Below are 24485 nucleotides of genomic sequence, written 5' to 3'. Positions count from 1 at the left end.
TTTTTTGCTACACTACAGGTGGAGGGATGTCTCGTGAAAATTGATGTGGAAGCAGTCCTGTCACTCCCGGCGTATGCTGGGGCGACCGTCATCGCCGGTCGAAACGGGATGAACCGGGGCGTGAACAACGTCTCATTCATGGAAGTGCCTGATATTTTGCCATACGTCTCAAAAGGGAATTTATTGCTGACTACGTTTTATCCGATTGCGGGTAACGAAGTGGCGATGCAACAACTAGTTCCGCGATTGGCTGAAAAAGGACTGGCTGGTCTTGCGGTGAAAGTTGGCCGATACGTCACGGAAATCCCGGAAGTCATGATTGAGGCGGCCGACCGGAACGACTTTCCGCTCATCGTGCTGACGGAAGATGCGAATTTGTCTGAATTGAGCAACGCCGTCCTCGAAGTCTTGTTAGAAAAACAGAACTCGATTCTGAAGTTTCGAGATGAGATTCATCAACAGCTGATGCGATTACTACTGAACGGGGCCCATATCAATACGTTTGTCACCGTATTGTCCGGTATGATTCAAATGCCTGTTTTTTTATTTTCGGGATATGGGGAACTGCTCGCCCAGTCGGTTTCAGATGAGCCGTTCGAACGGGATGAGACCTCGATGACGTTAGGGAACCGGACATTCGGTCTCGACGAAGTCATCCGGCAACCGATTCGGGTCGGTGAGGAACAGCTCGGGGAATTGATTGCTTTAGATGTCGCAGAAAAGCGAAATTCGAATATTCACGTCGCGATGGAGCAGGCGTCGATTTTACTCGCACTCGATTTTCAACGAGAACGTGCCATCGTTCAGCAAGAACGTAATTATTTAGATGCTTTTTTACGAGATATTTTAAACGGAAGGTTCCGGAGCGAAGAGGAAGTCATCCGACGCGCCAATACATTCAATTGGGAATTGACGTTGCCTCTCGGTATGATTGCCGTCGAGCGAAAAGCTTCGCTCGCATTCTCGGAAAATGAAACGATTGAGCGGTTCGAACGCTGGTTATCAGGACGGTTTGCCGAGCGAGATTTCGTACATAAAGTGATTTATTATGAGGACAGTTTGATTTGTTTCTTAAACAAACCGGAGAAAAAATCGCTTGCAGAAATCGGGAACTACATTTACGACCAAGCTGAACGAGCAGGGTACGATGTGATCATCACCTATTCGCGAATGGTCGACCATTTACGAGACGTAGCGAACGAGTATGAGCGATTGCGTCAAGCGTTACGAATTATGCGTTCGATCGATACCGAGCCTGTGCAATCCTATGATGCGCTCGGCGTCTACTCGATTCTGTTCGAGCTCCAGGATGAGACGTCGCTTCAAGAATTTGTGGAGAGTCGGATCGGTCCGATTTTAGGTGAAGAAGAGTTGTTGCGGACGTTGCTTATGCTGATTCGATGCCAAATGAACGTTCAAAAAGCATCCCAACACTTATTCATACACTACAATACGTTGCGTTACCGTATCGAGCGGTTGAAAGATTTAGGGTTGGAATTAAACGACGGGGAAAAAATGAGCGAGTATTATGTGGCCTATCAAGCCCATCACTTGCTGAAAAGCCGTCTTTGAGACGAATGGTTGGCCATTTCATGGCGACGATTCGTCTTTTTGTTTGTACAATGTGTGACAGCAATCAAGTGGTAAGTAGGTAAACAAGCATGGTTGAGCCATTTCAAAGGCTATTATCAATAGTTGATAAAATGAAAGCGTTTCATTCGTGTTTTGTTGACAATGATTGATAAAAGCGTCGGTGTTACTTTAAGGGTGTACCAATAATTCGCGAATTTGCAGTCATCATTAAGAAATGAGGTCATGCCTATGGACTCACCATTTCGTATCAAATATTGGACAAGGGGAGATGTGGACGGATACTTCGGCCTATTCACCAACAATTTAACAAATCTACTCGTGATGGCGGGGTTGCTTCATCTTGCCATCGGTCTGCCGGTCGCCCTCGTATACGGTAAAATATTGCCCGCTGTCGGATTGTCCATTTTTGTCAGCAGTCTATTTTATACGTATATGGCCGTTCGTCTGGCCAAGGCGGAACAGCGGACGGATGTCACAGCGCTACCGACCGGCGTCAGCGTCCCGCACATGTTCTTGATCGTCTTTTTGATCATGGGTCCCGTGTACTGGAAGACACAAGACCCGTACCTCGCCTGGACGACCGGTCTCGTCTGGTGCTTCGTTAACGGCCTGATCGCAATGAGTGGTTCGCTGATTGGCCCGAAGATTCGGGAATGGCTACCTCGTCCTGCGATGCTCGGGACACTGACCGGGGTGTCGCTCACCTTTATCGCGATGGCACCCGCGATGGATACGTGGGATGTACCGTATATCGGACTCGTGTCACTTAGCATCATCCTGCTCGGTTGGTTCGGGAAAGTGAAGATGCCGTTCCACCTTCCGGTCGGACTCGTCGCCATCGTTGTCGGTACGTTGATTGGTTGGGTGAGCGGGGTGATGGATGTGCGCGAGGTGAGCGAGTCGCTCGCAGCGGTCAATTTGTCGGCACCGACCTTTTCGCTCACGCGTCTTCTCGATGGATGGTCGGTCGCCCTTCCGTTTCTCGCCTCGGCTGTGCCGCTTGGTATCTATAACTTCATGGAAACGATCGATAATCTTGAGAGCGCGGAAGTCGCTGGTGACAAATACCCGACGCGGCAAGCACTCGTGTTCGACGCCACGTCGACACTCGTTGCGAGCTCGTTTGGAAGCCCGTTTCCGATTGCGGTTTATATCGGCCACGCCGGATGGAAAGAAGCGGGGGCACGGCTTGGCTATTCGTGGATGACTGGTGTGACGATGCTCGTCTTGACCTGGTTTGGCATCGTTTCCGTGTTATACGCCATCATCCCAGTCGTCGCGATTTTACCGATCCTAATCTATATCGGTCTTATCATCGGTGCCCAGGCGTTCCAGGAGACGAGCCCACGCTACGCCCCGGCCATCATTTTGGCCATCATTCCTTGGGTGGCGAACTGGGGGCACAACATCGTCAATACGTCGTTGAATGCGGCCGGAACAGATGCGTCGACCGTCGGTTACGCTTCGATTCTCGCGGCTGGTCTCAACTATGAAGGAATGGCGGCACTCGGTGCGGGTGCGATTCTTGTCAGCGTGCTGTGGGCAAGTATCCTCGTCTTTATCATCGACCGAGACTTCGCGAAGGCTGCATTCACGAGCCTCATCGCGGCAATCCTTGCCTTCTTCGGGATCATCCATGAGGAAACGGTCGGCTTCGCTGTCAACAACGGAATGGCCCTCAGTTATGTCATCATCGGAGTGCTGTTTTACATCGTCGGAAAAAATAAATCAACCCATCAACTAGGAGGACTTAACTATGAACACGACAACCGAAATGATCATGCAAGCTAAACCCTATGAATTTACGTTCCGCTCTGAGTCGACGGCACTCGTCTTGATTGATATGCAACGCGATTTTTGTGCGCCGGGTGGATTCGGTGAAAAACTCGGGAACGATATCACCCTTACCCAATCGATCATTCCACAGACGAAGCGTGTCCTCGAGGCGGCACGTGCCGCCGGCATGACCGTCATCCATACGCGTGAAGGACATGTGCCGGACTTGTCGGACTGCCCGCCAAGCAAATTGAATCGCGGGAAAAAGCAAGGCGCTGGCATCGGTGATGAAGGTCCGATGGGACGTATCCTCGTCCGCGGCGAATACGGGCATGACATCGTCGATGAGTTGAAACCACTGGATGGAGAGACGATCATCGACAAACCCGGAAAAGGTGCTTTCTACAATACAGAACTTGACGACGTGTTGAAGCAAAAGGGGATCACCCATCTCCTCGTCGGAGGTGTGACGACACACGTGTGTGTGCAGACGACCATCCGGGAAGCGAACGATCGTGGTTACGAGTGTCTGTTGCTTGAAGACTGTTCGGCAGCGTTTGACCCGAAAGACCACGAGGACTCGATTCGCATGATTCACCAACAAGGGGGCATCTTCGGCTGGACGGCACCGTCTAGTGAATTCTTGAACGCGATTGGAGGAGGAGACCATGAATGACCGACACGTCACCCCATGGTTCGTGAAAGGGGATTTGAACGGCTTCTTCGGTTTATTCAGTAACGTGCTCACGAACTTGTTGGCGGCGATCGGGTTACTCGTGTTCGCCATCAACATGCCGGGTGATATCGTCTACGGAAAAATCGTACCGGCGACGGCTGTCGCGGTCGGGCTCGGCGGGATCATTCTCGCTATCCAGGCTCGTCGCCTATCGCAACGGGAAGGCCGTGACAACGTCACAGCAATGCCATACGGGATTAGTGTCCCGCACTATTTTGTCGTCGCCTTCGCCGTCATGTTGCCGGTCTATGTTCAAACGAATGACTGGATGATTGCCTGGGCGGTCGGGGTCGCCTGGAATATCGTCCAAGGACTCATCATGACTCTCGGTGCGTTCATCGGACCGTTCATTCAAAAGTATATTCCGCGCTCGGCGATGCTTGCGTCACTCGCGGGGATCGCGCTCACCTACATCGCGATGAACCCGCTCGGCCAAGTGTACACGACACCTTATATCGGTCTGTTGACACTCGTCATCGTCCTCGCCGGATGGCTCGCCCACAAACGGCTCCCGGGAAATATGCCGGCTGGTCTCATGGCGATCGCTGTCGGGATGGTGCTCGCTTGGGCGACCGGCTACATGGACTTCAATGAGGTCCGTACGGCCGCAGCAGGGTTCTCGGTCGCATTCCCGTCCATTTTCGGATTTGATTTGCTCGCAGAAGGATTCGCCTTGCTCGCACCATTCTTGCCGGCTGCAATCCCGCTCGCGATCTATGACTTCCTAGAGAGCCTAGACAATATCGAAAGTGCCTCGGCGGACGGGGACCATTATCCGACGACCGTAACGATGCTCGTTCCAGGGTTGCTCACACTCGTCGGCGCCGTACTCGGAAGCGTCTACCCTATGATTATCTACATCGGACATCCAGGTTGGAAGAAAGCCGGGGCACGCGTCGGGTATTCGCTCGCGACCGGGGTCGGAGTCATGATCCTCGCCTTCCTCGGATTGCTCCCGCTCGTCTTGTCTGTCATTCCACTCGTCGCGTTGCTGCCGATTCTCGTCTACATCGCGATGGTCATCGGGGCACAAGCGTTCGGGGAGACGGAGAAGCGGCATATCCCGGCGCTCATCATCGCACTCATGCCGTTCGTCGCCAGCTATATCATCACCCAAATCAACAATACGCTCGGCGCCATCGGGACATCGGCTCAAGAAGTCGGCTATGCGACACTCGCCGCGAACGGCATCCCTTATCTCGGATGGCGGACGCTCGGTTCGGCAGACATTTTGGTATCGATGCTCCTCGCGACGATCGTCATCTATATCATCGATAAGAAGTTCCGCCTCGCCGCGGTCTACGCAGGGATTGCCGCACTCCTTTCCTTCTTCGGCATCATCCATAGTGCTGAAATTGGGATTGGCGTCGGGATGGATGTGACCATCGGCTACCTCGTCGCAGCAGCGGGTCTCGTCGGACTCAGTTACTATCGGGCGAGTGAGGACCAAGTTGTAGAGCAAGAGAAGGTGTCATAATGTTGCGGCTCGAGGGGGGGCGTCGAGATGAAGCGCTTGATATCGGTCAGTTGAACGGTCAAGTCGGCTATGTACACAGTGTCTTTCAAAACGTGTTGAACATCGAGTTGCTCGAGGACGATCGCTTGATTGCCATCTCCACGCCACGACGACCGCTCGCGCCAGACATGGTTCAACTGAATCAGATGATTGATTTTCGAACGGTCGCACCTGATATCGGCAACCGGGTCACCTTTGGAGAAGTCCTCGCCTTTGAGAACGGAATACAGGTGTCGCTTGAGGCGACACCTGTCAACCTTCTCGTCAAGACTTGCGAGTTCGACGATGCCTCAATCGATAGACTCTACACGTTTCTCGTGACGTATGGGAAAGCAGGCGGAATGCTCCGTCCTTATCAGAAAATGATGGAGGGTACGGCGACCGGCCACTGGAACGCGGAAGAACGATTCATCGATCAGGTTATGCAGGAAGGCCGTCTCGAACGATTGATCGGGCTCGGGCCTGGCCTCACGCCCGCAGGTGACGATTTCGTGAGCGGTAAAATACTCGGAGACCAGATACTCGGGAGAGTACCTGAACTCGGATGGGGCGCGCTGCTTGAGAGTCGGGATAAGACGACGCGTGTCAGTTACCACATGTTGCGTCACGCCTATCATGGACGGACGAATGAAGCAGTACTTACTTTTTTTGAACAATTGACAGATGCAGCCATGCAGGAAGCGGCAAAACGTGTGCTTGAGATCGGCTCCACGTCAGGTACCGATTTTTTAACGGGCGTCCACGCCGCACTCATCGAACAAAGGAGTGGGAAACTTGGATCATCAAACAATCATAAAGAAGAAAACATATCATGATTCGGTGACGCTCATGTCACTCGCTGGTAAGTTGAAGAAGCGAGACGGGGTCGAGGAAGTCATCGTCTCGATGGCGACCCCGATGAACAAAGAATTGCTTGAAAACGTCGGACTGATGACAGAAGAGGCGAGCACGGCGACGGATGCTGACTTGATCATCGCGTGCCGGGCTGAGGCGGACGTTCTGCCATCGCTCCTCGCAGAAGTCGACGACGCGCTTGGTGCCAAAAAGACAGCGGCGAAACGAAACGGAAAAACGAGTGTGACGACTTTCAACGCGGCGCTCGACATGAGCCCGGACGCGAACCTTGCGGTCATCTCGGTACCCGGTGAGTTCGCAGCACGTGAAACGCGACGGGCGCTCGAACAAGGGCTCCACGTCATGTTGTTCAGTGACAACGTCTCGGTCGAAGATGAGCGGGACTTGAAGACATACGCCGCGGGAAATGGATTGTTCGTCATGGGACCGGACTGTGGCACGGCGATGATCAACGGGACCGGACTCTGTTTCGCCAACGACGTGAAGCGAGGTGGCATCGGGATGGTCGCTGCCTCTGGCACGGGACTCCAAGAAGTGATGGTCCAAGTCGACCGTCTCGGCTACGGTGTGTCGCAAGCGATCGGTACAGGGGGACGTGACTTGTCGAGTCACATCGGTGGCATCATGATGCGGCAAGGCATCGACGCATTGCTCGCGGACGAGTCGACGGACGTGCTCGTCGTCATTTCGAAACCGCCTGCGCCAGAAGTCGAACAGATGATTCTTGAGCGGGTCGCTCATGCGACGAAACCGGTCGTGCTCTGTCTCCTTGACGGGAAAGTGCCCGCTGATCTGCCGGAACATGTGACGTTCACGACGACGTTGTTCGAGGCGGCGCTCGCCGCAGCCCGGACGTATGACTCGAATCTTGAAGTGGAGCTCGTCTCAGACGAGGCATTGACATGGAGCCGTGTCGTACACCGGACACAAGGGACGGAGCGGTTCATTCGCGGTCTGTTCTGTGGAGGGACACTCACGGCCGAGGCGCTGTCGATTTTACGGGACCGGATCAGCCCGCTCACGAGTAACGTCGCGAAACGGACAGAAGAAAAAATGCCGGACGTCTTCATGAGCACGGGCCATACGCTCTGCGACCTCGGGGACGACGCGTTCACGGTCGGTAAGCCTCACCCGATGATTGAACCGGCGCTCCGGAACGGTCGTATCTTACAAGAAGCGGCTGATCCGACGTGTGGGGTACTCTTGCTCGATTTCGAACTCGGGTATGGATCACACGACGATCCGGTCGGCGAGACGCTTGAAACGTTGAAAGTAGCACAGGACATCGCGAAACGTGATGGGCGCATTTTACCGATTGTGACGTACATTTGCGGCACGGAGACAGATAAACAAGGATATGCCGATCAGAAGCGCCGTCTTGAACAGATTGGCGCGTACGTCGCTCGAAGTAACGCTGAGGCGGTCGAAATCGCTTGTACCATTGTCAAAAAAGGAGTGGAAATCCATGGCTAACTTGTTTGATTCAACGTTACACGCAATTAATATCGGTGCGTCTACGTTCTCAAAAGACATCGATCGTCAAGGGACGGATGTCGTTCAATATGACTGGTCACCGCCTGCCGGTGGGGACATGTCGCTGCTTGCCGTCCTCGATCAACTGAACACAAGCGAGACAGAAGAAAAGAACGCCGAGGCCGTCGCGAAGATCAAAGCGGCGCATCCGATGCTCGTCGGCATCAGTCATGCCCGCTATGAGATCCCAGGGATGCACGCGCGTCTCATCTTGCACGCCGGGCCGCCCGTCGAATGGCGTGATATGTGCGGACCGATGCAAGGTGCGGTCATCGGGGCCCTCTTATATGAAGGTCTAGCGACGACAGAAGCCGAGGCACGCGAACTCGCGGCGTCTGGTGACATCGAATTCGCGCCGTGTCACGAGCATGACGCCGTTGGACCGATGGCCGGGGTTATCTCGCCGTCGATGCCGGTTCACATCATTGAAAATGTTACCGATGGCAACCGGGCCTACTGCACGGTCAACGAAGGGCTTGGTAAAGTGCTCCGCTTCGGGGCGTTCTCGAATGATGTGCTCGAGCGATTGCGCTGGATCGAGAAAGTATATATGCCAGCGTTGCAAAAAGCGCTCGATGTCTCGGGAGCGGTCGACCTTCGTGCCTTGATCGCCCAAGCGCTCCATATGGGAGACGAGTGCCATAACCGCAACAAGGCGGCGACGAGCTTGTTCTTACGGGACATGTTACCGGCATTCCTTGCGGCGGACATGGCGGACGACGTCCGGAAACAAGCGCTCGCGTTCATTCAAAAGAACGAGCATTATTTCCTCAACTTGTCGATGCCGGCAGCCAAGGCGTCGCTTGAGGCCGGGCACGGCATCAAAGGATCGACGATTGTCACGGCGATGGCCCGGAACGGCGTTGATTTCGGCATTCGTGTGAGCGGGCTCGACGGTTGGTTCACGGCACCGGCGAACTATGTCGAAGGACTGCTGTTCCCAGGCTATACAGTCGAAGATGCGGCACCGGACCTTGGCGACAGTGCCATCACGGAGACGCTCGGCATCGGCGGGTTCGCCATGGGTGGGGCACCGGCCATCGTCCAGTTCGTCGGCGGGGCCGTCGAGGACGCGCTCGACTATTCGCGGGCGATGTATACGATCACAGAGGACGAGAACAACACGTACTCGATCCCGACGCTCGACTTCCGTGGCACGCCGCTCGGGATCGACGTTCGAAAAGTCATCGAGACGGGTGTCCTCCCGGTCATCAATACGGGGATGGCACACCGTGAGGCTGGAATCGGTCAAGTCGGGGCCGGCATCGTCCATCCGCCGCTCGATTGTTTCACAAAAGCGTTGAAAGCCTATTCAGAGGAGGTCAGCCATGTCTAACGTACTGATTGCATTAGGTGGAAACGCGCTTGGTAACAACCCGGCCGAGCAGCTCGAACTGGTCCGGGAAGCGGCGCGCTCGATTGTCGATTTGATTGAAGCGGGGCATGGGGTCATTGTCGCACACGGCAACGGTCCTCAAGTCGGGATGATTCATCAGGCGTTCGACGAAGCCGATCAGCTTCCAGACGTCCCGATGGCGGAAGCCGTGGCGATGAGCCAAGGATATATCGGGTACCATTTGCAGCAAGCGCTTCGTGAAGAGTTACGTCAGCGAAATGTCGACAAAGCAGTCGCCTCGATTGTGACGCAGACCGTCGTCGCCGCAGATGATCCCGCCTTCTCCAACCCAACGAAGCCGATCGGACAGTTTTATTCGAAAGATGAAGCCGGTCGGTTTGAGAAACGAGGAATGGTCTTTGTCGAGGATGCTGGACGTGGTTACCGACGCGTCATCCCATCACCTGAACCGATGGAGGTTGTGGAAATCGAGGTGATTCGAACACTCGTTGCGGCTGGTCATATCGTCATCGCTGGCGGTGGAGGCGGCATTCCGGTCATTGAACAAGAGGGACGACTCGTCGGGGTCGATGCGGTCATCGATAAAGACCGGGTGAGTGAACTGCTCGCACGCGAGCTCGACGTTGACATCTTATTCATCCTGACGGCCGTCGATCAAGTTGCGGTCGACTTTGGGAAGCCGTCGCAGCGTGGACTCGATATGTTATCGGTGGAAGAAGCGCGGACGCACATTCGTGACGGGCAGTTCCCGCCCGGTAGCATGTTACCGAAAGTGGAAGCGGCACTCGCTTTCGTGACATCTCGTTTCGGACGCGAAGCGATCATCACGTCGCTCGAGCGAGCGGGTGAGGCGATTCACGGGAAGACGGGGACAAAGTTTGTGGATGAAGCTAGAACAGCTGTGAAGTGAGGAGGAGCGGCCCAGTGATGGGTCGTTTTTTTGTTTGATTGAGCGAAACACTTACCTAAATACTGTAAAAAATAATTGTACGAGCCTTTGTTAAGATAAAATGAATTGAAATAATTGTTAATTGATAAAAGGGTGAGTGATGTGGAGTGAATCAATCTGTAGATACGTGGAAAGATAAAATTGAAAGGTATACAAAAGAAACGACTCGATTTATTGATAAATGGGTGGACCATTTGGACGAAAAAGGTACAGAGCTGAAAGATAAATGGATTGAACAAAGTCAAACGATTGAAAAGCAAAACCGCCTTTTGGAATCTTTGAAAAAGAAAGAACAGTTGAATCAAAAAACGATTCAAACGTTACAAGAAAAGTTGAAAGCTAGAGAATCGAATACAAGCCAACAACGAACGAATGATCTTTCGAAAGCTTTGAAAGAGAAGAATGAGGTGGTAGGGAAACTACTTCGTCACGTTCAGGCTCAGCAAAAGCAATTAGATGAAAAGAACATTGCAGTACAAAGACTAGAAGATACGCTACAGGAATCTGAAAAGGCGATTAGCGAAACACAATATCGCTTAAGTCAATCGAAAGCGATGTTAAAAGAGTTGCAAGAAGAACGGCTCAAAGTCCAGAAGGAGCAGCAACGAACGACTAAACTGCTTCAAACGTACAAAGAGAAACTAGAAGAAGCGGCAAGTGAAAATACGGTTCGGCATTACGAACACCTCATTAAAACGTTGACTGATCAACTATTTCAAGTCACGGAACGGACAGAAGAAATCGACCGTGAAATGGATCAAGAGAGCAATAAAAATCAAAAATTTGAGGAACTACTTGTACAGGAAAAAGCACGTGCGAGTCAGTATCTTCAAGATATAGAAATCATGAAGCGAGATTATGAGAAAGTCGTTTCGGAACGTGAGCAATTATACGGGCTTTTAACAAAGTACAAAGATGAGATGAATACATATATGACTCAGTTAGAAGATGAGCGGCAAGCAACTAGTTTGCAAAGAGCAGAAATGGAAGAGCTTGAGAATTGGTTAAATGAAGAGTGGAATGAGCGGGAGCGACTTCAGGTCGAGTACGAAAAATTGATAACGCAGCGAACCGATACATTCTTCGAACGAGAAGCGACGACAAGTGAACTAAAGAAGAAAATGGACTTAGAGCAAAGAATGGAACGAGGTTTTGACAAAGTTTTTCAATATGTCAAACTTTCTAATACATTCTATAAAGATTACAGGCAATTAAAAGATCCCAGTGAACGAATGAGTTTAGAAGTGGGATTAATTGAAATGGAGATTGCTTATCGAATGGGGAAACCGAAGTATCGGCGCAACGTCGTGAAAACCAAAGACCAAAATTATTATGAATGTGAGTGGGGGTTCAGTATCGGGTTACCCGGGCGGATTTATGTCCGAAACGAAGGTTCGGGGTGTGTGGTGGAACGGATCAGCCGTGTTAAGCACGGTGGAAGCAAGCTTAGCCAAGATCGTGTGATTGATTGGCTAAAAAATCAATAAAAATTCAAAACAGTGCTAAACATCATCAGTTACGTTCCGATATAGAGTATGGAAACGCAAAAACGTTACCAATTAATGCAAGGTGAGGGCCGGCCTAAGCCTTGTGTGCTCGGACAAATGGATTTGGAAGAGCGGAAAAAACTCAAACCTATGGAGGGAAATTAAAATGATTATTAACAATAACATGAACGCAATGAACGCGCACCGTAACATGTCATTCAACACAGCACAAACAGGTAAAGCGATGGAGAAACTGTCTTCAGGTCTTCGTATCAACCGTGCGGGTGATGACGCAGCTGGTCTTGCGATTTCTGAAAAAATGCGCGGACAGATTCGTGGCTTGGATCAAGCTTCACGTAATGCCCAAGACGGCATTTCAATGATTCAGACAGCTGAAGGTGCTTTGAATGAGACACATAACATTTTGCAACGTATGCGTGAATTAGCAGTTCAAGCATCAAACGACACTAACACTGACGTAGATCGTAATGAAGTTCAGAAAGAGATTAACGAACTGACAACTGAAATTAACAGAATTAGCGAGAACACAGAATTTAACTCTAAAAAAATGCTAAACTCTGCTGACGCTACTGATGGTTTCGCGGCTACGTTCCAAGTCGGAGCTAACAACGGTCAAGGCATGGCAATCAACATTCAAAATATGGGTGCGGCAGCTTTAGGATTAACTGGTGATGCAGACGATGTTCATGCTCAGGGTGGATCTGTAGAAAACCTCCTAGGAACAACTGACTATGAGGCGGTTGCTGGTGCCGTATATGCTTCAACTGCTTCAGTTTCATTAGAAGATGGGACTGCTACTAAAACAGCTGCATTATCAGTTGCTGATAATGCTTCAGCTACAGCGGCGGTTAAGGCGATTAGCGATGCAATTGAAACAGTATCAGCACAACGTTCTAATTTGGGAGCATTCCAAAACCGCCTTGAGCATACTATTTCTAACTTGAGCAACTCTGCTGAAAACCTTCAAGCTGCTGAATCACGTATTCGTGACGTAGACATGGCGAAAGAGATGATGAACTTTACGAAGAACAACATCCTCAATCAAGCTTCACAAGCAATGTTGGCTCAATCGAAATCTCAACCAGAAGCAGTCCTTCAACTTCTTCGGTAAGATTTACGGGCGTCTTATCTGGTAACGGATAAGAGTACAACTGGGTGAATTGCTGGGACTCCTTAGAGCCCTCCTTACGACAACGTGACTGGAAACGGTGAGCGTGAACGTTTTGAAAAAAGGAAGGGATTGGACAATCAGCAGCCAAGCATCTGTCAGGAAACTGTGATGAAGGTTCAACGACTAGGATGAACGACCTAACGACTTATGGTCCACGGTTATGAGATCCGTACCTCGTAAACGGCGAGGGAAGTGCCCAGCCCCTATTTTACAATAATGCTTGATTTTATATCAGTATTGTAAAAGGGTGAAGATATAGTCTGGACCATATTGAAAAATATGGACATCTGCAAGCAAATCAACAGCCACAAGCTGTACTTCAATTGCTCCGTTAATATAGCAATTGACTATTTAAAAGTTATACTAAAAACCGTGGAGCTTATGCTTCACGGTTTTTCACGTCTTGCCATTTATAGACGACCGACCAATATGTTCGATTTAAGCGTCGGGCAATCTCACGGTCGGTGACTCCTTGATGTTTCCATTCAATAAGTGAAGCGATTTCTTCACTTGAATACGGACGGGCTGGGATTGATACCCGGACCGTATAAGCGGGATGTGAGACTTTGTATTGAGCGATTTCTGAAGCGAGACGCGTCTCCCAATCCAATTTATACGCAAAGTCTGGTAACTCAGTCAGATAAGGTTTCAACACATCAAGAATGTGAAATGTGTCGATGACTTTAGTTGTTTTAAGATAATAGCCTGTCCCACTTGGCGTACCTGACGTCCGGACATTGATGTTGAAGCGTTCAAATAAGAAAACTGCCAATCGCTCTAACTGTTCTTTGGAGAACGCTTGTAAGTACAAGGCGATGTGTGGTGTGAATTGAATTTCTTTTTTGTTGTGGTTGAACCGTTTGCTAAGTAAAAGGGAACCATCATCGAGATAAAGCGTGAGTAGAAATGAAGGGTGACGAATGTCTTCGAGCAATTTGAATGGGATTTGTTTTTTATTGTCCGGATAGAATAATGGAAACAGTCTCGTCATGAGTGGCATCGAACGAGATACTAGGTTGTTGCCGCGTAAATACAATAATTCTGGAAGCTTTCTTTGCTTCCACTCTCGGTAGCTCAGTTGCCCCATGCTGAAATGTTCGCGGTAGCTATTATTCACGCGTCGATCATACACGTAGCATTTTGTGATTTCTCCGTCCCCTAAAATACTAGCGACTAATATGGCGATTTGCTCCTCTGATAGTCCTTCCCAGTCCATCGCTTTTCTCTCCTTTACGAAATAGTAGCTTCAGTTTATTTATTCCCGTTTTGAATAGCGTACCGGTTTCAATAATGGACTAGCTTGAATCAACTTTTTGATTGACAAGTCGATACATACACTGAGAGAAGGTGTACAGATGATTGGATTACAGAAGCAACTACATGCAATTCAGATTGAACAAGAACGATTGACGGAAGTTGAGGACGTCTTACGGACGATGCGTTCAATCGCGATCGAGGCGACACAATGTGCGGATAAGAGGCGATTACAATTGAATGAGCAATTTCAGGAACTACAAGCACACCTGGCCTATTTAGAACGTGAAAAGCAGGAACCATTTCAGCAAATCACTACAAACTGATGGCGAATGAACCGATAAAGTCCATGAGAACAATTATAAGAGGAGCAGAAGCTTATGAACCCGACCATCTCTGAAGTCCGGCTTCACCTACCATCTTCTGTACTGCCGTACGAACAAACAAAAAACGTGTTCGTCGAAGCGAACCATGCTCGTCTTGCCGATGAAGGCATCGTCATTCTTCCGACGCCTCAACACGTCACGAAGTTAGAGGCGGCCGTCGAGAAGGCGAATCAAGTTTTAGAACAACAACGTACTGGCTTAAAGTTTATGAAACATGAAAAATTGAACGATTATTATATTCAAATCGTGGATACGAACAACGAAGTCATCCGCGAGATTCCAAGCAAGAAGTCACTCGACTTCTTCGCGGCGTTCATGGAGTTTAATCATTTATTCGATGAACGTGTTTAAAGGAGGAAGACTATGACATCACCAATCCGATTTGGCGGACTCGCCAGTGGAATTGATACCGATACAATTATTAAACAGTTGATGCAAGTCGAACGGGCACCGGTCGATAAGCTTGAACAAAAGAAACAAACAACTGAATGGAAGCGTGACGCGTATCGCGAAATCAATCGCTCGCTTATGAACCTACGTAATAGTGCGGTCGACCTTTCGTTTAGTCGTAACTTTTATGCGAAGACGTCTAGTTCCTCCGACGAATCACGTGTTTCTGTCGTGGCTGGTCCTTCAAGTGGGAATACGGCGATTCGTATTGAATCAGTCAGCCAGCTTGCGACCGCGGCTACTCAAGTCGTGGAACCGGTTGATAAAAACGGAGTTAAAGTGACGAAAGCAACAAAAGTGGCAGACATGAATTTACAGTCTGCGACACAAGAAATTAAATTAAGTACGGCTACTAAAGAATGGACGCTCTCCCCGAAACCGAGGACTGGAGAGACAATTGCATTAAAAGATGCGACCAACAATCCAATTGCCGACACCAGCTACACTTACGACGAGGCGACCGGAAAAGTTACGATGAATGATGGTTCAGATGTCCCTACAGGTACGACAGCTACTTATACTTCTGGCTACCAAATCCAAATCCGCTCTGTCGAAGGTGGAGACTTCAAAACAATTAAAGTGGCAGAAGACGCTACGATGGAAAACCTGGTTACTGCCTTAAACGGAAAAGACTCAGGAATTTCTGCTTTCTTCGAACCGATTTCTGGAAAACTATCACTTACCCAAAAACAGACTGGCGAAAAAGCAATCATTGAATTTGATGCCACCACAAAAGCTGCTTTTAAGATAGATCCGGCAGCTCTTCCGCAAAAGGGTGGGGACGCTAGCTTTATGGTGAATGGCATCTCGATGACACAAAGTTCGAACACGGTCACGATTGATAATATGACCGTTACACTGAAGTCATCTTTTGCGGCAGGTAATCCGGTTACCTTATCCGCTGCCACCGATACGCAAAAAATCTTCGACAACATCAAAGGGTTCGTTGACAAATACAACGAGACGATTGATCTGATGAACAAGAAAGTCAAAGAAGATCGTTTCCGTTCATTTGCACCGCTCACACAAGCCCAGCGCGATGAGCTATCAGATGATGAAATCAAGAAATGGGAAGAGAAAGCGATGAGCGGGATGTTGCGCGGCGATACGATTGTTCGCAGTGCGATGGACTCAATGCGCAGTAAATGGTCGAGTACATCATCTGCGACGAATGACGATACGATGAAACAACTGTTCCAAATCGGTCTCTCGACCGGTGCTGACTTCACAAACGGCGGGAAGATCGAGCTGAACGAAGAAAAACTCAAAGCCGCCATTGAGAAAGATCCGGAGCAAGTGTATCAGCTGTTTACGAATGCGGATAGTGGATTGCTTCCGAAAATTCGCGACGCCGCGACCAACTCACGGTCGTCCATCACACGGATTGCCGGTGCAGACGGTTCCGGTGCCCCGACGTACTCGATGGGCCGGGAGATGGCACAAATTGATACACGGATTCAACGCTTAAACGATTTACTCGTCAATAAAGAAAACGCCTACTACCGTCGCTTCACGGCTATGGAGACGGCGATGAACCAAGCGAATTCGCAAGCAGCATCGTTGCAACAGTTTCTAGGCGGAGGCATGTAAGAGGAGGAATTTAAATGGTAGCCAATCCATATGCAGCATATCAAAACAACGCGGTAACGACCGCGAACCCACAGGAACTCACGCTCATGCTGTATGACGGGGCGCTCAAGTTCACGCGTCTCGCCAAACTCGCGCTCGAGCAAGGAAATCCTGACTTAAAAAATACAAATATCCAAAAGACGCAAGCCATCTTTCAAGAGTTGCGCCTAACTTTAAATAAAGACATCGCCATCTCAGCGAACTTGGATTCGCTCTACGAGTACTTATGGCGCCGTCTCGTCGATGCGAACGTCAAGAACGATACGACGATCCTAGACGAGGTGCTCGACTTCACGACCGAACTCCGCGACACGTGGAAGGAAGCGATGAAACTCGCGAAACAAGGATGAGACCGATCGATGAGATCATTCTCAAAACGCAACGGCTGAAAGACTTGCTGGCGCAAGTGCCGGAAGAGCCGACGTATGACACGTGGATGGACCAGATCCATGAACTGCTCGACGACCGCGAACAGCTGCTGTCGGCGCACGGCCCCGACTTAGAAGCGGCCGATCAGACGGTCATCCGTCAGCTCGTCGACGACAGTCAAAAGATTGCCCGCTTGATCGAAGCCGAGCATCAACGGCTCGGGATGACGCTTGGGACGACGCGGCAAGAACGGAAGACAGTCAAGTCGTACGTCGACCCGTACGAGGACGTCGACTCGAACTTTTCTGGACTATTTGACCAACAGACATAAACGAGCCTGGGGATGCCCCGGGCTCGTTTTGTGTTCACTCTGTTTTGATAGGTTTTCGGTTTCTTAAAAATTTTGAGATAAAAAATGTCGTGGCAAATAAGAGGATCCCTGTCAAATTGAACTGTATGTAGACGTTGAGTAGATCTTGGAACGAGTTCAATGGATAGAAGCCGCTCAACAAGACAGTCGGTAATACGGTGACATGCATCGCGCCATAATGGGCAAGAATCTGTTTCGAGAAGCGCCAATCTTGGATTTGGTAGATGACACTCGTCAGTCCGAGGAAAAAGGCGATGACTCCATAAAACAGAAAACTGCGAGCCACACTGTCGTCACCATTCAATTTCTGCCATAGGGCAAGAATGAGAAAACCCGCAAGCAGTAAACTTCCTCGAATCAATCCTGTTTTGAATAACATACGTCCAGCCCCTTCGTTTTATTGTTTCTCTTTATACGGAAAAAGTCGCATAAACGTTTCAACGAATGACGAGGATGCGTTCATGTCTGTTTTATTGTAATATCGGGTAAATACTACTATACCCGTTGCTTCTGTTCTGGAAAGGGGAGGGAAACGAGATGAGTGAGAAAAAGGTAAAACCTAACGTGAAAGATCGTCGTTACTTCGTCTACGGTCCAGAAGGGGCGTACGATGAATACGTGGAACGGGACCCGAAACTTGAGGCGTACGTCGAGGACGACGCACCAATCGAAGATAACCCAGACCCTTATGAAGAAGAAGACTTAAAAGCTCGCGGATAAATGTCAAGACCGAACAAGGCTCAATCGCGAGCCTTGTTTTTTATTTTATAAGGGTGTGGACCTATCACTTTTTATTATCAAGGTAAGGCGAAGGAATCCGTTATGCTCGTTGTATCAACCACCACTCGTCACACGAAAAGGAGATACTACCAATGAACATGAAACGATACGGATTCTTATTTGCCTTACCACTCGCGCTACTCGTCGGCTGCGGAGAGGCGGACGAATTGAAGACTACGGCTACCGATACGGAAGAAGTCGCGGTAGCGGAAGAAGAGAAAGAATCTGCTCCACAAGAAAAAGTGGAAGTGAAAGATGAAGCGGAAGTGCAAGACAGCGAGCTCGGGACGAACACGATCTACATGAAGAACAAGGCGCTCGACATTCAAGAGACGATCGCTTCCTTGACGTTTACCATCGATAAAGTGCAGACGTCACGGCTCCAAGTCGCAGAAGCGTATCGTGATTCGTTCGACGGTCAAGACGAGGTGACGGTCGTCGCCGTCAACGCCATCGTTGAAAACACGGTCGACGATACAGTTAGTTTCCACCCGAACCAAGCGACGCTTGTCACGAACACGGGAGAACAAGTGACGGCCGACATGTGGTTCTCGGATGACGTCGGCGGCGAGTTCCTCGGCAAAGTGAAGAAGGAAGGGAACGTGCTCTTCTTCGTCAAGGCGTTGCCAGAAGAGTTAACCGAATTGAAACTTGTCGTCGATGGACCGTTCGACGCCGATTATAATTCAATCGGAGAAGAACGTTACGAATATATGATCAACGTTGGGAAATGAGGAATGGTCGCGCCAGGATACTGGTGCGACCATTGTCAGCGATGAAGGAGCATCTCCATCACGAGTAATAGATTTGAATCGTAAGAAGAAGCCGCCTTCGACTCTTCTCGTTGATCGTCATAAATAGGAATATGTACGGAAGCGAGATCACCCAATCGATTCTTCGTCGCACGCGTGAAGGCGATGACGGGGATGTCGTGTTGTTTAGCGATCTGTGCCTTCTCGAGCACCGATTCGGTTTCGCCACTACGTGAGAAGGCGATGAACAAATCTTGGTGTTCAATATGGGCGAGAAACAGGCTGCGGCTGTCTCCGGCCGAACTAACCCATGCTTGCTTCTTTAGTAAATGTAACTTCTTCGCCATGTACTCGGCAAAAAAAGTCGAGAATCCAGCTCCATATAAGAAAATCGATTGACTTTCGTCCAGCAAACGATGGAAGGCGAGGGTCTGCTCGGAGATCAACGTATTCGTCCGCTCGAAATTGGTCAAAAACATTTTAAATTGGTCGTCCCACGCTTCAAAGTGAGTCGTTTGCGTTTGATGCAATGTTGGCTGCTGTCCTTTCAAGAAAAACAGGAATTCGCTGTAACCTTTAAATCCCAGCTTTTTGCAAAGGCGGATAATCGTCGCAGGTGATGTGTAGCAACGTGCCGCCAGTTCACGAATGTTCATTTCGCGCACGAGGGAGACGTTTTCGGCAGCGAACAGCAAGACGCTATACTCCATCTCCGTCAAACGGTTTTTCCCTTTTAACAAATCCCATACGGATGGTTCCATCGTCCATCTCTCCTTTCACACTATCTCATCATAAGCGAGTGGAACGAAAAAAAGAAGCAGTCCCCGTGAAGGACCGCTTCTTTCGTCAATTGCGGACGAGAGGTTGTTTGGGCTCAAGAACTGGCCAAAAACCTGAATTCGCCTCGATCATCTCATCTAAAATCTCTTTGGCGTGACGGGCCGACGGGACCGTCTTGTTCAACGTGAACGCCTGTAGCGTTTTTTCGTAAGACCTCTCGATCGTCGCTTCGACGAGCAGCTTCTCGCTGGCGAGTTGTTGCTCCATCAAACCTTTATAGAAGAGCGGGATGTGGCCGACACGAATCGGCTCTGGACCGTGTGACGTGATGTAAGCCGGAACTTCGACCATCGCATCGTCCGGGATGTTGGCGATGGCGCCATTGTTCTCGACGATGACGAGGTGACGTTCGCGGCGGTCGAACGCGAGCGAGATGGCGACATCGACGATGAAAATTCCATGGACGCCGACGTGGAACGCTTCAGGCATCTCGCCTGTCTCGTCGAACGTGCGGATAGCCTCGAATAGTGTCTTCTCTCGACCCGCCATCACCTCGTTGGCACGGGTGTGCTCAGGATTCGACCCTTCGACGATATCCGTGCTCATCAAGTAGTACTGCATGTATGGATTCGGGATATATTCCGGGAAGTAATCCATGAGCGGTTTGATGTTCTTATACGTCTTCACCCATGAAGGATCTGAATGTTGTACGTCGATCACCGAGATGTCTTCGGTCAATAAACCGAACTTAGCGATATGTTCCCGTAGCTCAGGCAACTTGTCTTCCCCGTCGACGAACACTTCCGTGAACCAGCCGAAGTGGTTGAGGCCGAAATAGTTGACCGTCAAATCTTCACGTTCGACCCCGAGCACGGCGGCCATGTTGCGCATCACGCCGACCGGCATGTCACAGATGTTGAGCACTTTCGCAGTTGGGCGTAAGCGACGAATGCCTTCGGCGACGATTGCGGCTGGGTTTGAGTAGTTAATGATCCATGCGTCGTTCGCGTAAGCCTCGACGAAGTCGATCAACTCTATCATTGGTTCGATCGTGCGAAGACCGTAGGCGAGTCCGCCTGGCCCACACGTCTCCTGACCGACGACTTGATGACGGAGTGGGATTTTTTCATCATGCTCCCGCATCTTGTATTTGCCGACCCGCATTTGGGCAAACACGTAATCCGCATCTGTGAACGCTTCCTTCGGGTCTGTCGTCACGGTGAGTTTCACTTGGTCGGTATGTTGATTGATGACATATTGAACGACTTTCGAGACGGCGAGTTGGCGATCGGCATCGATGTCGTACAGGCGAATTTCCTTGAGCGGGAATTCTTCGAGCCGTACCATCAGGCTTTTCACGATACCCGGTGTATAGGTGCTACCGCCACCGACGATTGTTAAGATGAAAGGTGATTGTTGTTTCATGTTCAAGTTCCTCCTTGTTATAATGCTTCTTCGACAGCATCCCGCATTTTCTTCACATGCAGACCGTATACGACTTGGATGTTGTCTCCTGATGTGATGACTCCTTTGGCCCCGGTCGAGAGCAGCGTCGGCTCATCGATCTTGCTCGTGTCTTTGACGATGACGCGTAAGCGTGTGTAACAATTGTCCACCGTGTCGATGTTGTCACGGCCGCCAAGACCATCGATGATGACGTGACCGACACCGAGGTCCGTCGCCGCTGCTTCGCCTGTCTGTTTGGCTTGGTAATCTTTTTTGTCGTAAAGTTTGATGTCTTCTGCTTCATCCCCACGGCCCGGTGTCTTCAAGTCGAGTTTCAGGATCAGCGTCCGGAAGACGATGAAATATACAGCTGACATGATGAGACCGACCAGGATATACATGTGCCAGTTCGATTTTTCAAGACCGAGCGGCAAATTGTACAGGACGAAATCGATGGCGCCATTGGCCCCGATTGCGTGGACGTCGAGAAGGTAATAGAGTGTCATCCCGAAACCGGTCAACACAGCATGGACGACGAAGAGCAACGGTGCCGTGAACAAGAACGCGAATTCGAGCGGTTCTGTTACTCCGAGTAAGAATGACGTCAAGGCGGCAGGGAAGAGGATGGCTTTCGCTGCATTCTTCTTAGCTGGTGACGCCGTGACGTACATGGCGAGAGCGGCAGCCGTCAAACCGAACATCTTGGCGATGCCTCGCGCATCCCAGACGGCAGTCGTGCTCAATTGAGTCACGTCCTGACAGGCCATCTCCGCGAAGTAGATGTTGCGGGCGCCATTATACACTTGTCCGCAAACTTCGGCCGTTCCGCCGAGCTCCGTATACAGGAACGGGGTGTAGACGAGGTGGTGTAGGCCGGTCGGGATTAAGACCCGCTCCAAGAATCCATACAAGAAGACCCCAAACGCACCAGCGCTCTTGATGAAGTAGGCCGAACTCGTGATCACGCTTTGCGCATAAGGCCAAACGAACGTCATGGCGAACCCGAGGACGATTGCGGTCGGAATCGCTAGAATGACGACGAATCGATGGCCAGAGTAAATGGCCATGACGCCTTCGAATTGAACACCGGAATACTTATTGTGCAGATAACCGACAAGTCCACCGATCAGGATTCCGGCGAAGACGCCCATCTCGAGAACTTGCACACCGAGAACCATCCCTTGGCCTGCAGCACGCATCGATTCCGCATCGGCCAAGTTCCCGGTCAGGCTGAGCGTTAAGTTCATCGCGTTCATGAAAATGATGAACGTGACAAGACCGGTCAACGCGGCGTAGCCTTTATCTTTTTTAGCGAGACCAATCGGAATACCGACCGCGAACACGAGTGCGAGGTTGACTAGGATTGCCACGGCACTGCCGGATAATAGTTGTCCGAATCCTTGGATATATGGATTGCTCAAAAATGGGACATAAGTCGCTAGGTTCCCGTTACCGAACATGTTCCCAAAGGCGATGAAAAGCCCGACGATTGGCAAAATGAGAACCGGAGCGAACAATGATTTTCCGAAGTCTTGCAATATGTTGACTGCTCGCTTCATAAACATCCATCCTTTGACATATCATTTTTGTAAGCGCTTTACAAATTGAATACTACCACGGGGAAAATGGGAATCGAATAGGTAACACGCACAAAAAAACACGTTTCAACGAATGAAACATGTTTCGCGTTTGTGAAGTAACATGCAAGGAAGGAAAAGGCTTGTCATAGGGATGATGCGCTTATGTCGGTACCCTATAAAAACAACGGGCTGGCGTCCGAACACCTGGTGACAGCGGACGCGCGTGGTGAACGCGACGAGTGCCGCCATGTCAGCGCTGATGCGGCAACGGAATCGTCAACACGCTCCAACTCTCTCCGGCGAATACCTTCGCCAAGTAGACAATCTGGCCGACGTGATAGCTGTAGTGCGACACTTGCTTCTCGATCGCCCAGATGACGCTTTTCTCCTCGCCACGGATGAACACGGTCTTACCGATGTCGTCCGGTGTCAGGCTCGCCAAGACGTCGTCAAGCAGTTGCCAACGCTCGTCCCACGTCGCCATGAGCTCGGTGCGGGACAACTGTTGGTCCTCGAACTCGGCGTCGCGGTTCCGGTCCGGTTTCTCCCCGTCCGTCGTCAAGAAGTCGGTCCAACGGGATAACATGTTGTTCGAGATGTGTTGCACGATGACGGCGAGCGAGAGCGTGTCCGGTGCGAGCACGCGATGCAGGTCGTCATCACTTACTTGATTGAGCGCTCTTTCTGCGAGCTGTTTCTGTTCTTGGAAGATGCTGCGTACTTCGGTTAGGTAACGTTGTTCAAACATGTGACGTCCTCCTTTTCATTCATATAAACAATACCCCGAAAAATCTTCGGTGAAAACAATAGTAAAATAACGAAATGCGATTTATAATGGAGTGGAACCGTGCAAGACGCCACCGCGTGATCGGTTCTTGGGTGCCCTGTTTAGGTTTTGTCGCGAGTCAAATCGCGCATATCTCCTTTCGGTTTGGGGGTTCATCCGTTAAGAGGGTCGATCGCGTTTGTCCGTGAGTGGATGAGCGCGGTTTTTTTGTATGCGAAAAGGGAAAGCCGCGGCTTTCCCTTTTAGGCGTGCTCAGCCCGGAAGTCTTCCCAATGATCCTTCGCTTGCGTCCGGATCCGTTCTGATACTTCCTTGCTGCCGAGCAAGATCCCGTACCAGCGCCGGGCGTCCTCGTACAATCCGAGGGCGGCCGACAAGTCGGCGATCCGCAACATGAGCTGATCGTACGGCAGGCCGGTCCGAATCTGGTCGGTATACACTTCCTGCACCTCGTTATACTTATCGAGCGTCCGTTGCATCCATTCCTTCTCGGCCGCCCCGTTCCCGATCAAGCGGTTCATCCAGACGAGACGCATCCCGAGCATGGCGACGACCGACGGCTTCTGTCCGCTCAGCTGCGCCGTCATGACGGCGAACTTGTACAGTTGGATGACGTGTTCAGGCGTGCGGTCACCTTCGAGCGTCTCCGGGTTGACCCGGGACAAATAGTTCGTCTCGAGCGCCTCGCGGTTGTTTTTGCGGACTTTATCGAATGAGTCGTGGAAGACGAGGTGGCAATGGCTGCAGACGACCGGCTCATACAAGTACGGGTTTTCGCCGTCGTATGTCGTATAGCCGTCCTTCGCGACTTCTTGCGGCCGGATATGGCGCGATAAGATGCGTGGTGTCACACTTTCCTTCAAACAGTACGGGCATTTCACTTTCTTCGAAAACAAATGTTCAGCCAT

The 24485-nt window shown here is 50.5% G+C and carries 24 protein-coding genes; 17 read left to right on the top strand and 7 right to left on the bottom strand.

Annotated features, from left to right (window positions below):
• Positions 1-33: 33 nt before the first annotated feature.
• The 10 genes from EVJ23_RS03075 to EVJ23_RS03030 all read left to right on the top strand — a co-directional run bounded on the left by EVJ23_RS03075 (position 34) and on the right by EVJ23_RS03030 (position 12934).
• A complete protein-coding gene (locus EVJ23_RS03075) occupies positions 34-1572 on the top strand; it encodes a PucR family transcriptional regulator (protein WP_161567000.1) in 1539 nt (512 codons plus the stop codon).
• Between the two features lie 249 nt (positions 1573-1821).
• Positions 1822-3384 (top strand): xanthine permease, encoded by a 1563-nt coding sequence (locus EVJ23_RS03070; RefSeq protein ID WP_201739213.1) that lies wholly within the window; start codon positions 1822-1824, stop codon positions 3382-3384.
• The gene (locus tag EVJ23_RS03065) at positions 3350-4045 is read left to right on the top strand and encodes a cysteine hydrolase family protein (RefSeq protein ID WP_131464065.1); all 696 of its coding nucleotides are present in this window, start codon (positions 3350-3352) and stop codon (positions 4043-4045) included. Before EVJ23_RS03070 ends, EVJ23_RS03065 begins: the two co-directional genes overlap by 35 nt.
• The gene (locus EVJ23_RS03060; RefSeq protein WP_131464063.1) at positions 4038-5582 is read left to right on the top strand and encodes a SulP family inorganic anion transporter; all 1545 of its coding nucleotides are present in this window, start codon (positions 4038-4040) and stop codon (positions 5580-5582) included. Before EVJ23_RS03065 ends, EVJ23_RS03060 begins: the two co-directional genes overlap by 8 nt.
• The gene (locus EVJ23_RS03055) at positions 5582-6436 is read left to right on the top strand and encodes an oxamate carbamoyltransferase subunit AllH family protein (RefSeq protein WP_131464061.1); all 855 of its coding nucleotides are present in this window, start codon (positions 5582-5584) and stop codon (positions 6434-6436) included. Before EVJ23_RS03060 ends, EVJ23_RS03055 begins: the two co-directional genes overlap by 1 nt.
• Complete coding sequence (gene fdrA / locus EVJ23_RS03050; RefSeq protein ID WP_131464059.1) at positions 6396-7949, top strand: acyl-CoA synthetase FdrA; 1554 nt, start codon at positions 6396-6398, stop codon at positions 7947-7949. Before EVJ23_RS03055 ends, fdrA begins: the two co-directional genes overlap by 41 nt.
• Positions 7942-9345 carry a YlbE family protein gene (locus EVJ23_RS03045; protein WP_131464057.1) on the top strand — a complete coding sequence of 468 codons (1404 nt, stop codon included), beginning with the start codon at positions 7942-7944 and terminating at the stop codon, positions 9343-9345. Before fdrA ends, EVJ23_RS03045 begins: the two co-directional genes overlap by 8 nt.
• Entirely contained in the window at positions 9338-10276 is a 939-nt protein-coding gene (arcC, locus tag EVJ23_RS03040; RefSeq protein ID WP_131464055.1) for a carbamate kinase, read from the top strand. Before EVJ23_RS03045 ends, arcC begins: the two co-directional genes overlap by 8 nt.
• 146 nt (positions 10277-10422) lie before the next feature.
• Positions 10423-11802, top strand: a complete 1380-nt coding sequence (locus tag EVJ23_RS03035; RefSeq protein ID WP_131464053.1) for a coiled-coil domain-containing protein — start codon at positions 10423-10425, stop codon at positions 11800-11802.
• Between the two features lie 166 nt (positions 11803-11968).
• On the top strand, positions 11969-12934 hold the full coding sequence (locus tag EVJ23_RS03030) for a flagellin N-terminal helical domain-containing protein (protein WP_131464051.1): 966 nt from the start codon (positions 11969-11971) through the stop codon (positions 12932-12934).
• A 439-nt stretch (positions 12935-13373) separates the two neighbouring features.
• Here EVJ23_RS03030 and EVJ23_RS03025 read toward each other — a convergent pair whose 3' ends face one another.
• A complete protein-coding gene (locus EVJ23_RS03025; RefSeq protein WP_131464049.1) occupies positions 13374-14210 on the bottom strand; it encodes an endonuclease in 837 nt (278 codons plus the stop codon).
• A gap of 139 nt (positions 14211-14349) precedes the next feature.
• Here EVJ23_RS03025 and EVJ23_RS03020 point away from each other — a divergent pair, with 139 nt between their 5' ends.
• Genes EVJ23_RS03020 through EVJ23_RS03000 form a run of 5 tightly spaced genes read left to right on the top strand, consistent with a single transcriptional unit; the run spans position 14350 to position 17413 of the window.
• A complete protein-coding gene (locus EVJ23_RS03020) occupies positions 14350-14574 on the top strand; it encodes a hypothetical protein (protein WP_131464047.1) in 225 nt (74 codons plus the stop codon).
• 54 nt (positions 14575-14628) lie between these two features.
• Positions 14629-14985, top strand: coding sequence for a flagellar protein FlaG (locus tag EVJ23_RS03015; RefSeq protein WP_131464045.1), 357 nt, complete (start codon positions 14629-14631; stop codon positions 14983-14985).
• A gap of 12 nt (positions 14986-14997) precedes the next feature.
• Complete coding sequence (gene fliD / locus EVJ23_RS03010) at positions 14998-16674, top strand: flagellar filament capping protein FliD (protein WP_131464043.1); 1677 nt, start codon at positions 14998-15000, stop codon at positions 16672-16674.
• Positions 16675-16688: 14 nt separating this feature from the next.
• Positions 16689-17063 carry a flagellar export chaperone FliS gene (gene fliS, locus EVJ23_RS03005; protein ID WP_114165847.1) on the top strand — a complete coding sequence of 125 codons (375 nt, stop codon included), beginning with the start codon at positions 16689-16691 and terminating at the stop codon, positions 17061-17063.
• Entirely contained in the window at positions 17060-17413 is a 354-nt protein-coding gene (locus tag EVJ23_RS03000) for a flagellar protein FliT (RefSeq protein ID WP_070328660.1), read from the top strand. The genes fliS and EVJ23_RS03000 overlap by 4 nt, the downstream gene beginning before the upstream one ends.
• A gap of 34 nt (positions 17414-17447) precedes the next feature.
• Here EVJ23_RS03000 and EVJ23_RS02995 read toward each other — a convergent pair whose 3' ends face one another.
• Entirely contained in the window at positions 17448-17831 is a 384-nt protein-coding gene (locus EVJ23_RS02995; RefSeq protein ID WP_131464041.1) for a DUF3021 family protein, read from the bottom strand.
• 158 nt (positions 17832-17989) lie between these two features.
• On the opposite strand from EVJ23_RS02995, the gene EVJ23_RS02990 reads away from it, so the two are divergent.
• Together EVJ23_RS02990 and EVJ23_RS02985 are read left to right on the top strand one after the other, a co-directional pair.
• Positions 17990-18172, top strand: coding sequence for a hypothetical protein (locus tag EVJ23_RS02990; protein ID WP_131464039.1), 183 nt, complete (start codon positions 17990-17992; stop codon positions 18170-18172).
• 152 nt (positions 18173-18324) lie between these two features.
• Positions 18325-18966: a DUF4352 domain-containing protein gene (locus tag EVJ23_RS02985; RefSeq protein ID WP_131464037.1), complete on the top strand. Its 642-nt coding sequence runs from the start codon at positions 18325-18327 to the stop codon at positions 18964-18966.
• Positions 18967-19001: 35 nt separating this feature from the next.
• On the opposite strand, the gene EVJ23_RS02980 is transcribed toward EVJ23_RS02985, so the two are convergent.
• The 5 genes from EVJ23_RS02980 to EVJ23_RS02960 all read right to left on the bottom strand — a co-directional run bounded on the left by EVJ23_RS02980 (position 19002) and on the right by EVJ23_RS02960 (position 24485).
• Positions 19002-19745, bottom strand: coding sequence for a MurR/RpiR family transcriptional regulator (locus EVJ23_RS02980; RefSeq protein WP_131464035.1), 744 nt, complete (start codon positions 19743-19745; stop codon positions 19002-19004).
• A gap of 85 nt (positions 19746-19830) precedes the next feature.
• Positions 19831-21189, bottom strand: a complete 1359-nt coding sequence (locus EVJ23_RS02975; protein WP_131464033.1) for a 6-phospho-alpha-glucosidase — start codon at positions 21187-21189, stop codon at positions 19831-19833.
• 17 nt (positions 21190-21206) lie between these two features.
• Positions 21207-22709 (bottom strand): PTS transporter subunit EIIC, encoded by a 1503-nt coding sequence (locus EVJ23_RS02970; RefSeq protein WP_370252124.1) that lies wholly within the window; start codon positions 22707-22709, stop codon positions 21207-21209.
• A 331-nt stretch (positions 22710-23040) separates the two neighbouring features.
• On the bottom strand, positions 23041-23538 hold the full coding sequence (locus tag EVJ23_RS02965) for a DUF1572 family protein (RefSeq protein ID WP_131464031.1): 498 nt from the start codon (positions 23536-23538) through the stop codon (positions 23041-23043).
• A gap of 281 nt (positions 23539-23819) precedes the next feature.
• Positions 23820-24485 (bottom strand): DUF2225 domain-containing protein, encoded by a 666-nt coding sequence (locus tag EVJ23_RS02960; protein ID WP_131464029.1) that lies wholly within the window; start codon positions 24483-24485, stop codon positions 23820-23822.

The sequence above is a fragment of the Exiguobacterium sp. SH1S1 genome, assembly GCF_004337245.1.
Classification (GTDB): domain Bacteria; phylum Bacillota; class Bacilli; order Exiguobacteriales; family Exiguobacteriaceae; genus Exiguobacterium; species Exiguobacterium aurantiacum_A.
Note: the sequence above shows the minus strand (reverse complement) of the source record. Positions and strands in the feature narration are given on the sequence as shown.

What these genes read in the sequence shown, in the direction of transcription:
- EVJ23_RS03070 (WP_201739213.1), top strand. Translation starts at nt 1,822, where the DNA reads ATGGACTCACCATTTCGTATCAAATATTGGACAAGGGGAGATGTGGAC.
- EVJ23_RS03065 (WP_131464065.1), top strand. Translation starts at nt 3,350, where the DNA reads ATGAACACGACAACCGAAATGATCATGCAAGCTAAACCCTATGAATTT.
- EVJ23_RS03060 (WP_131464063.1), top strand. Translation starts at nt 4,038, where the DNA reads ATGAATGACCGACACGTCACCCCATGGTTCGTGAAAGGGGATTTGAAC.
- EVJ23_RS03055 (WP_131464061.1), top strand. Translation starts at nt 5,582, where the DNA reads ATGTTGCGGCTCGAGGGGGGGCGTCGAGATGAAGCGCTTGATATCGGT.
- EVJ23_RS03045 (WP_131464057.1), top strand. Translation starts at nt 7,942, where the DNA reads ATGGCTAACTTGTTTGATTCAACGTTACACGCAATTAATATCGGTGCG.
- arcC (WP_131464055.1), top strand. Translation starts at nt 9,338, where the DNA reads ATGTCTAACGTACTGATTGCATTAGGTGGAAACGCGCTTGGTAACAAC.
- EVJ23_RS03030 (WP_131464051.1), top strand. Translation starts at nt 11,969, where the DNA reads ATGATTATTAACAATAACATGAACGCAATGAACGCGCACCGTAACATG.
- EVJ23_RS03025 (WP_131464049.1), bottom strand. Translation starts at nt 14,210, where the DNA reads ATGGACTGGGAAGGACTATCAGAGGAGCAAATCGCCATATTAGTCGCT.
- EVJ23_RS03020 (WP_131464047.1), top strand. Translation starts at nt 14,350, where the DNA reads ATGATTGGATTACAGAAGCAACTACATGCAATTCAGATTGAACAAGAA.
- EVJ23_RS03015 (WP_131464045.1), top strand. Translation starts at nt 14,629, where the DNA reads ATGAACCCGACCATCTCTGAAGTCCGGCTTCACCTACCATCTTCTGTA.
- fliD (WP_131464043.1), top strand. Translation starts at nt 14,998, where the DNA reads ATGACATCACCAATCCGATTTGGCGGACTCGCCAGTGGAATTGATACC.
- fliS (WP_114165847.1), top strand. Translation starts at nt 16,689, where the DNA reads ATGGTAGCCAATCCATATGCAGCATATCAAAACAACGCGGTAACGACC.
- EVJ23_RS03000 (WP_070328660.1), top strand. Translation starts at nt 17,060, where the DNA reads ATGAGACCGATCGATGAGATCATTCTCAAAACGCAACGGCTGAAAGAC.
- EVJ23_RS02995 (WP_131464041.1), bottom strand. Translation starts at nt 17,831, where the DNA reads ATGTTATTCAAAACAGGATTGATTCGAGGAAGTTTACTGCTTGCGGGT.
- EVJ23_RS02990 (WP_131464039.1), top strand. Translation starts at nt 17,990, where the DNA reads ATGAGTGAGAAAAAGGTAAAACCTAACGTGAAAGATCGTCGTTACTTC.
- EVJ23_RS02985 (WP_131464037.1), top strand. Translation starts at nt 18,325, where the DNA reads ATGAACATGAAACGATACGGATTCTTATTTGCCTTACCACTCGCGCTA.
- EVJ23_RS02980 (WP_131464035.1), bottom strand. Translation starts at nt 19,745, where the DNA reads ATGGAACCATCCGTATGGGATTTGTTAAAAGGGAAAAACCGTTTGACG.
- EVJ23_RS02975 (WP_131464033.1), bottom strand. Translation starts at nt 21,189, where the DNA reads ATGAAACAACAATCACCTTTCATCTTAACAATCGTCGGTGGCGGTAGC.
- EVJ23_RS02965 (WP_131464031.1), bottom strand. Translation starts at nt 23,538, where the DNA reads ATGTTTGAACAACGTTACCTAACCGAAGTACGCAGCATCTTCCAAGAA.
- EVJ23_RS02960 (WP_131464029.1), bottom strand. Translation starts at nt 24,485, where the DNA reads ATGGCTGAACATTTGTTTTCGAAGAAAGTGAAATGCCCGTACTGTTTG.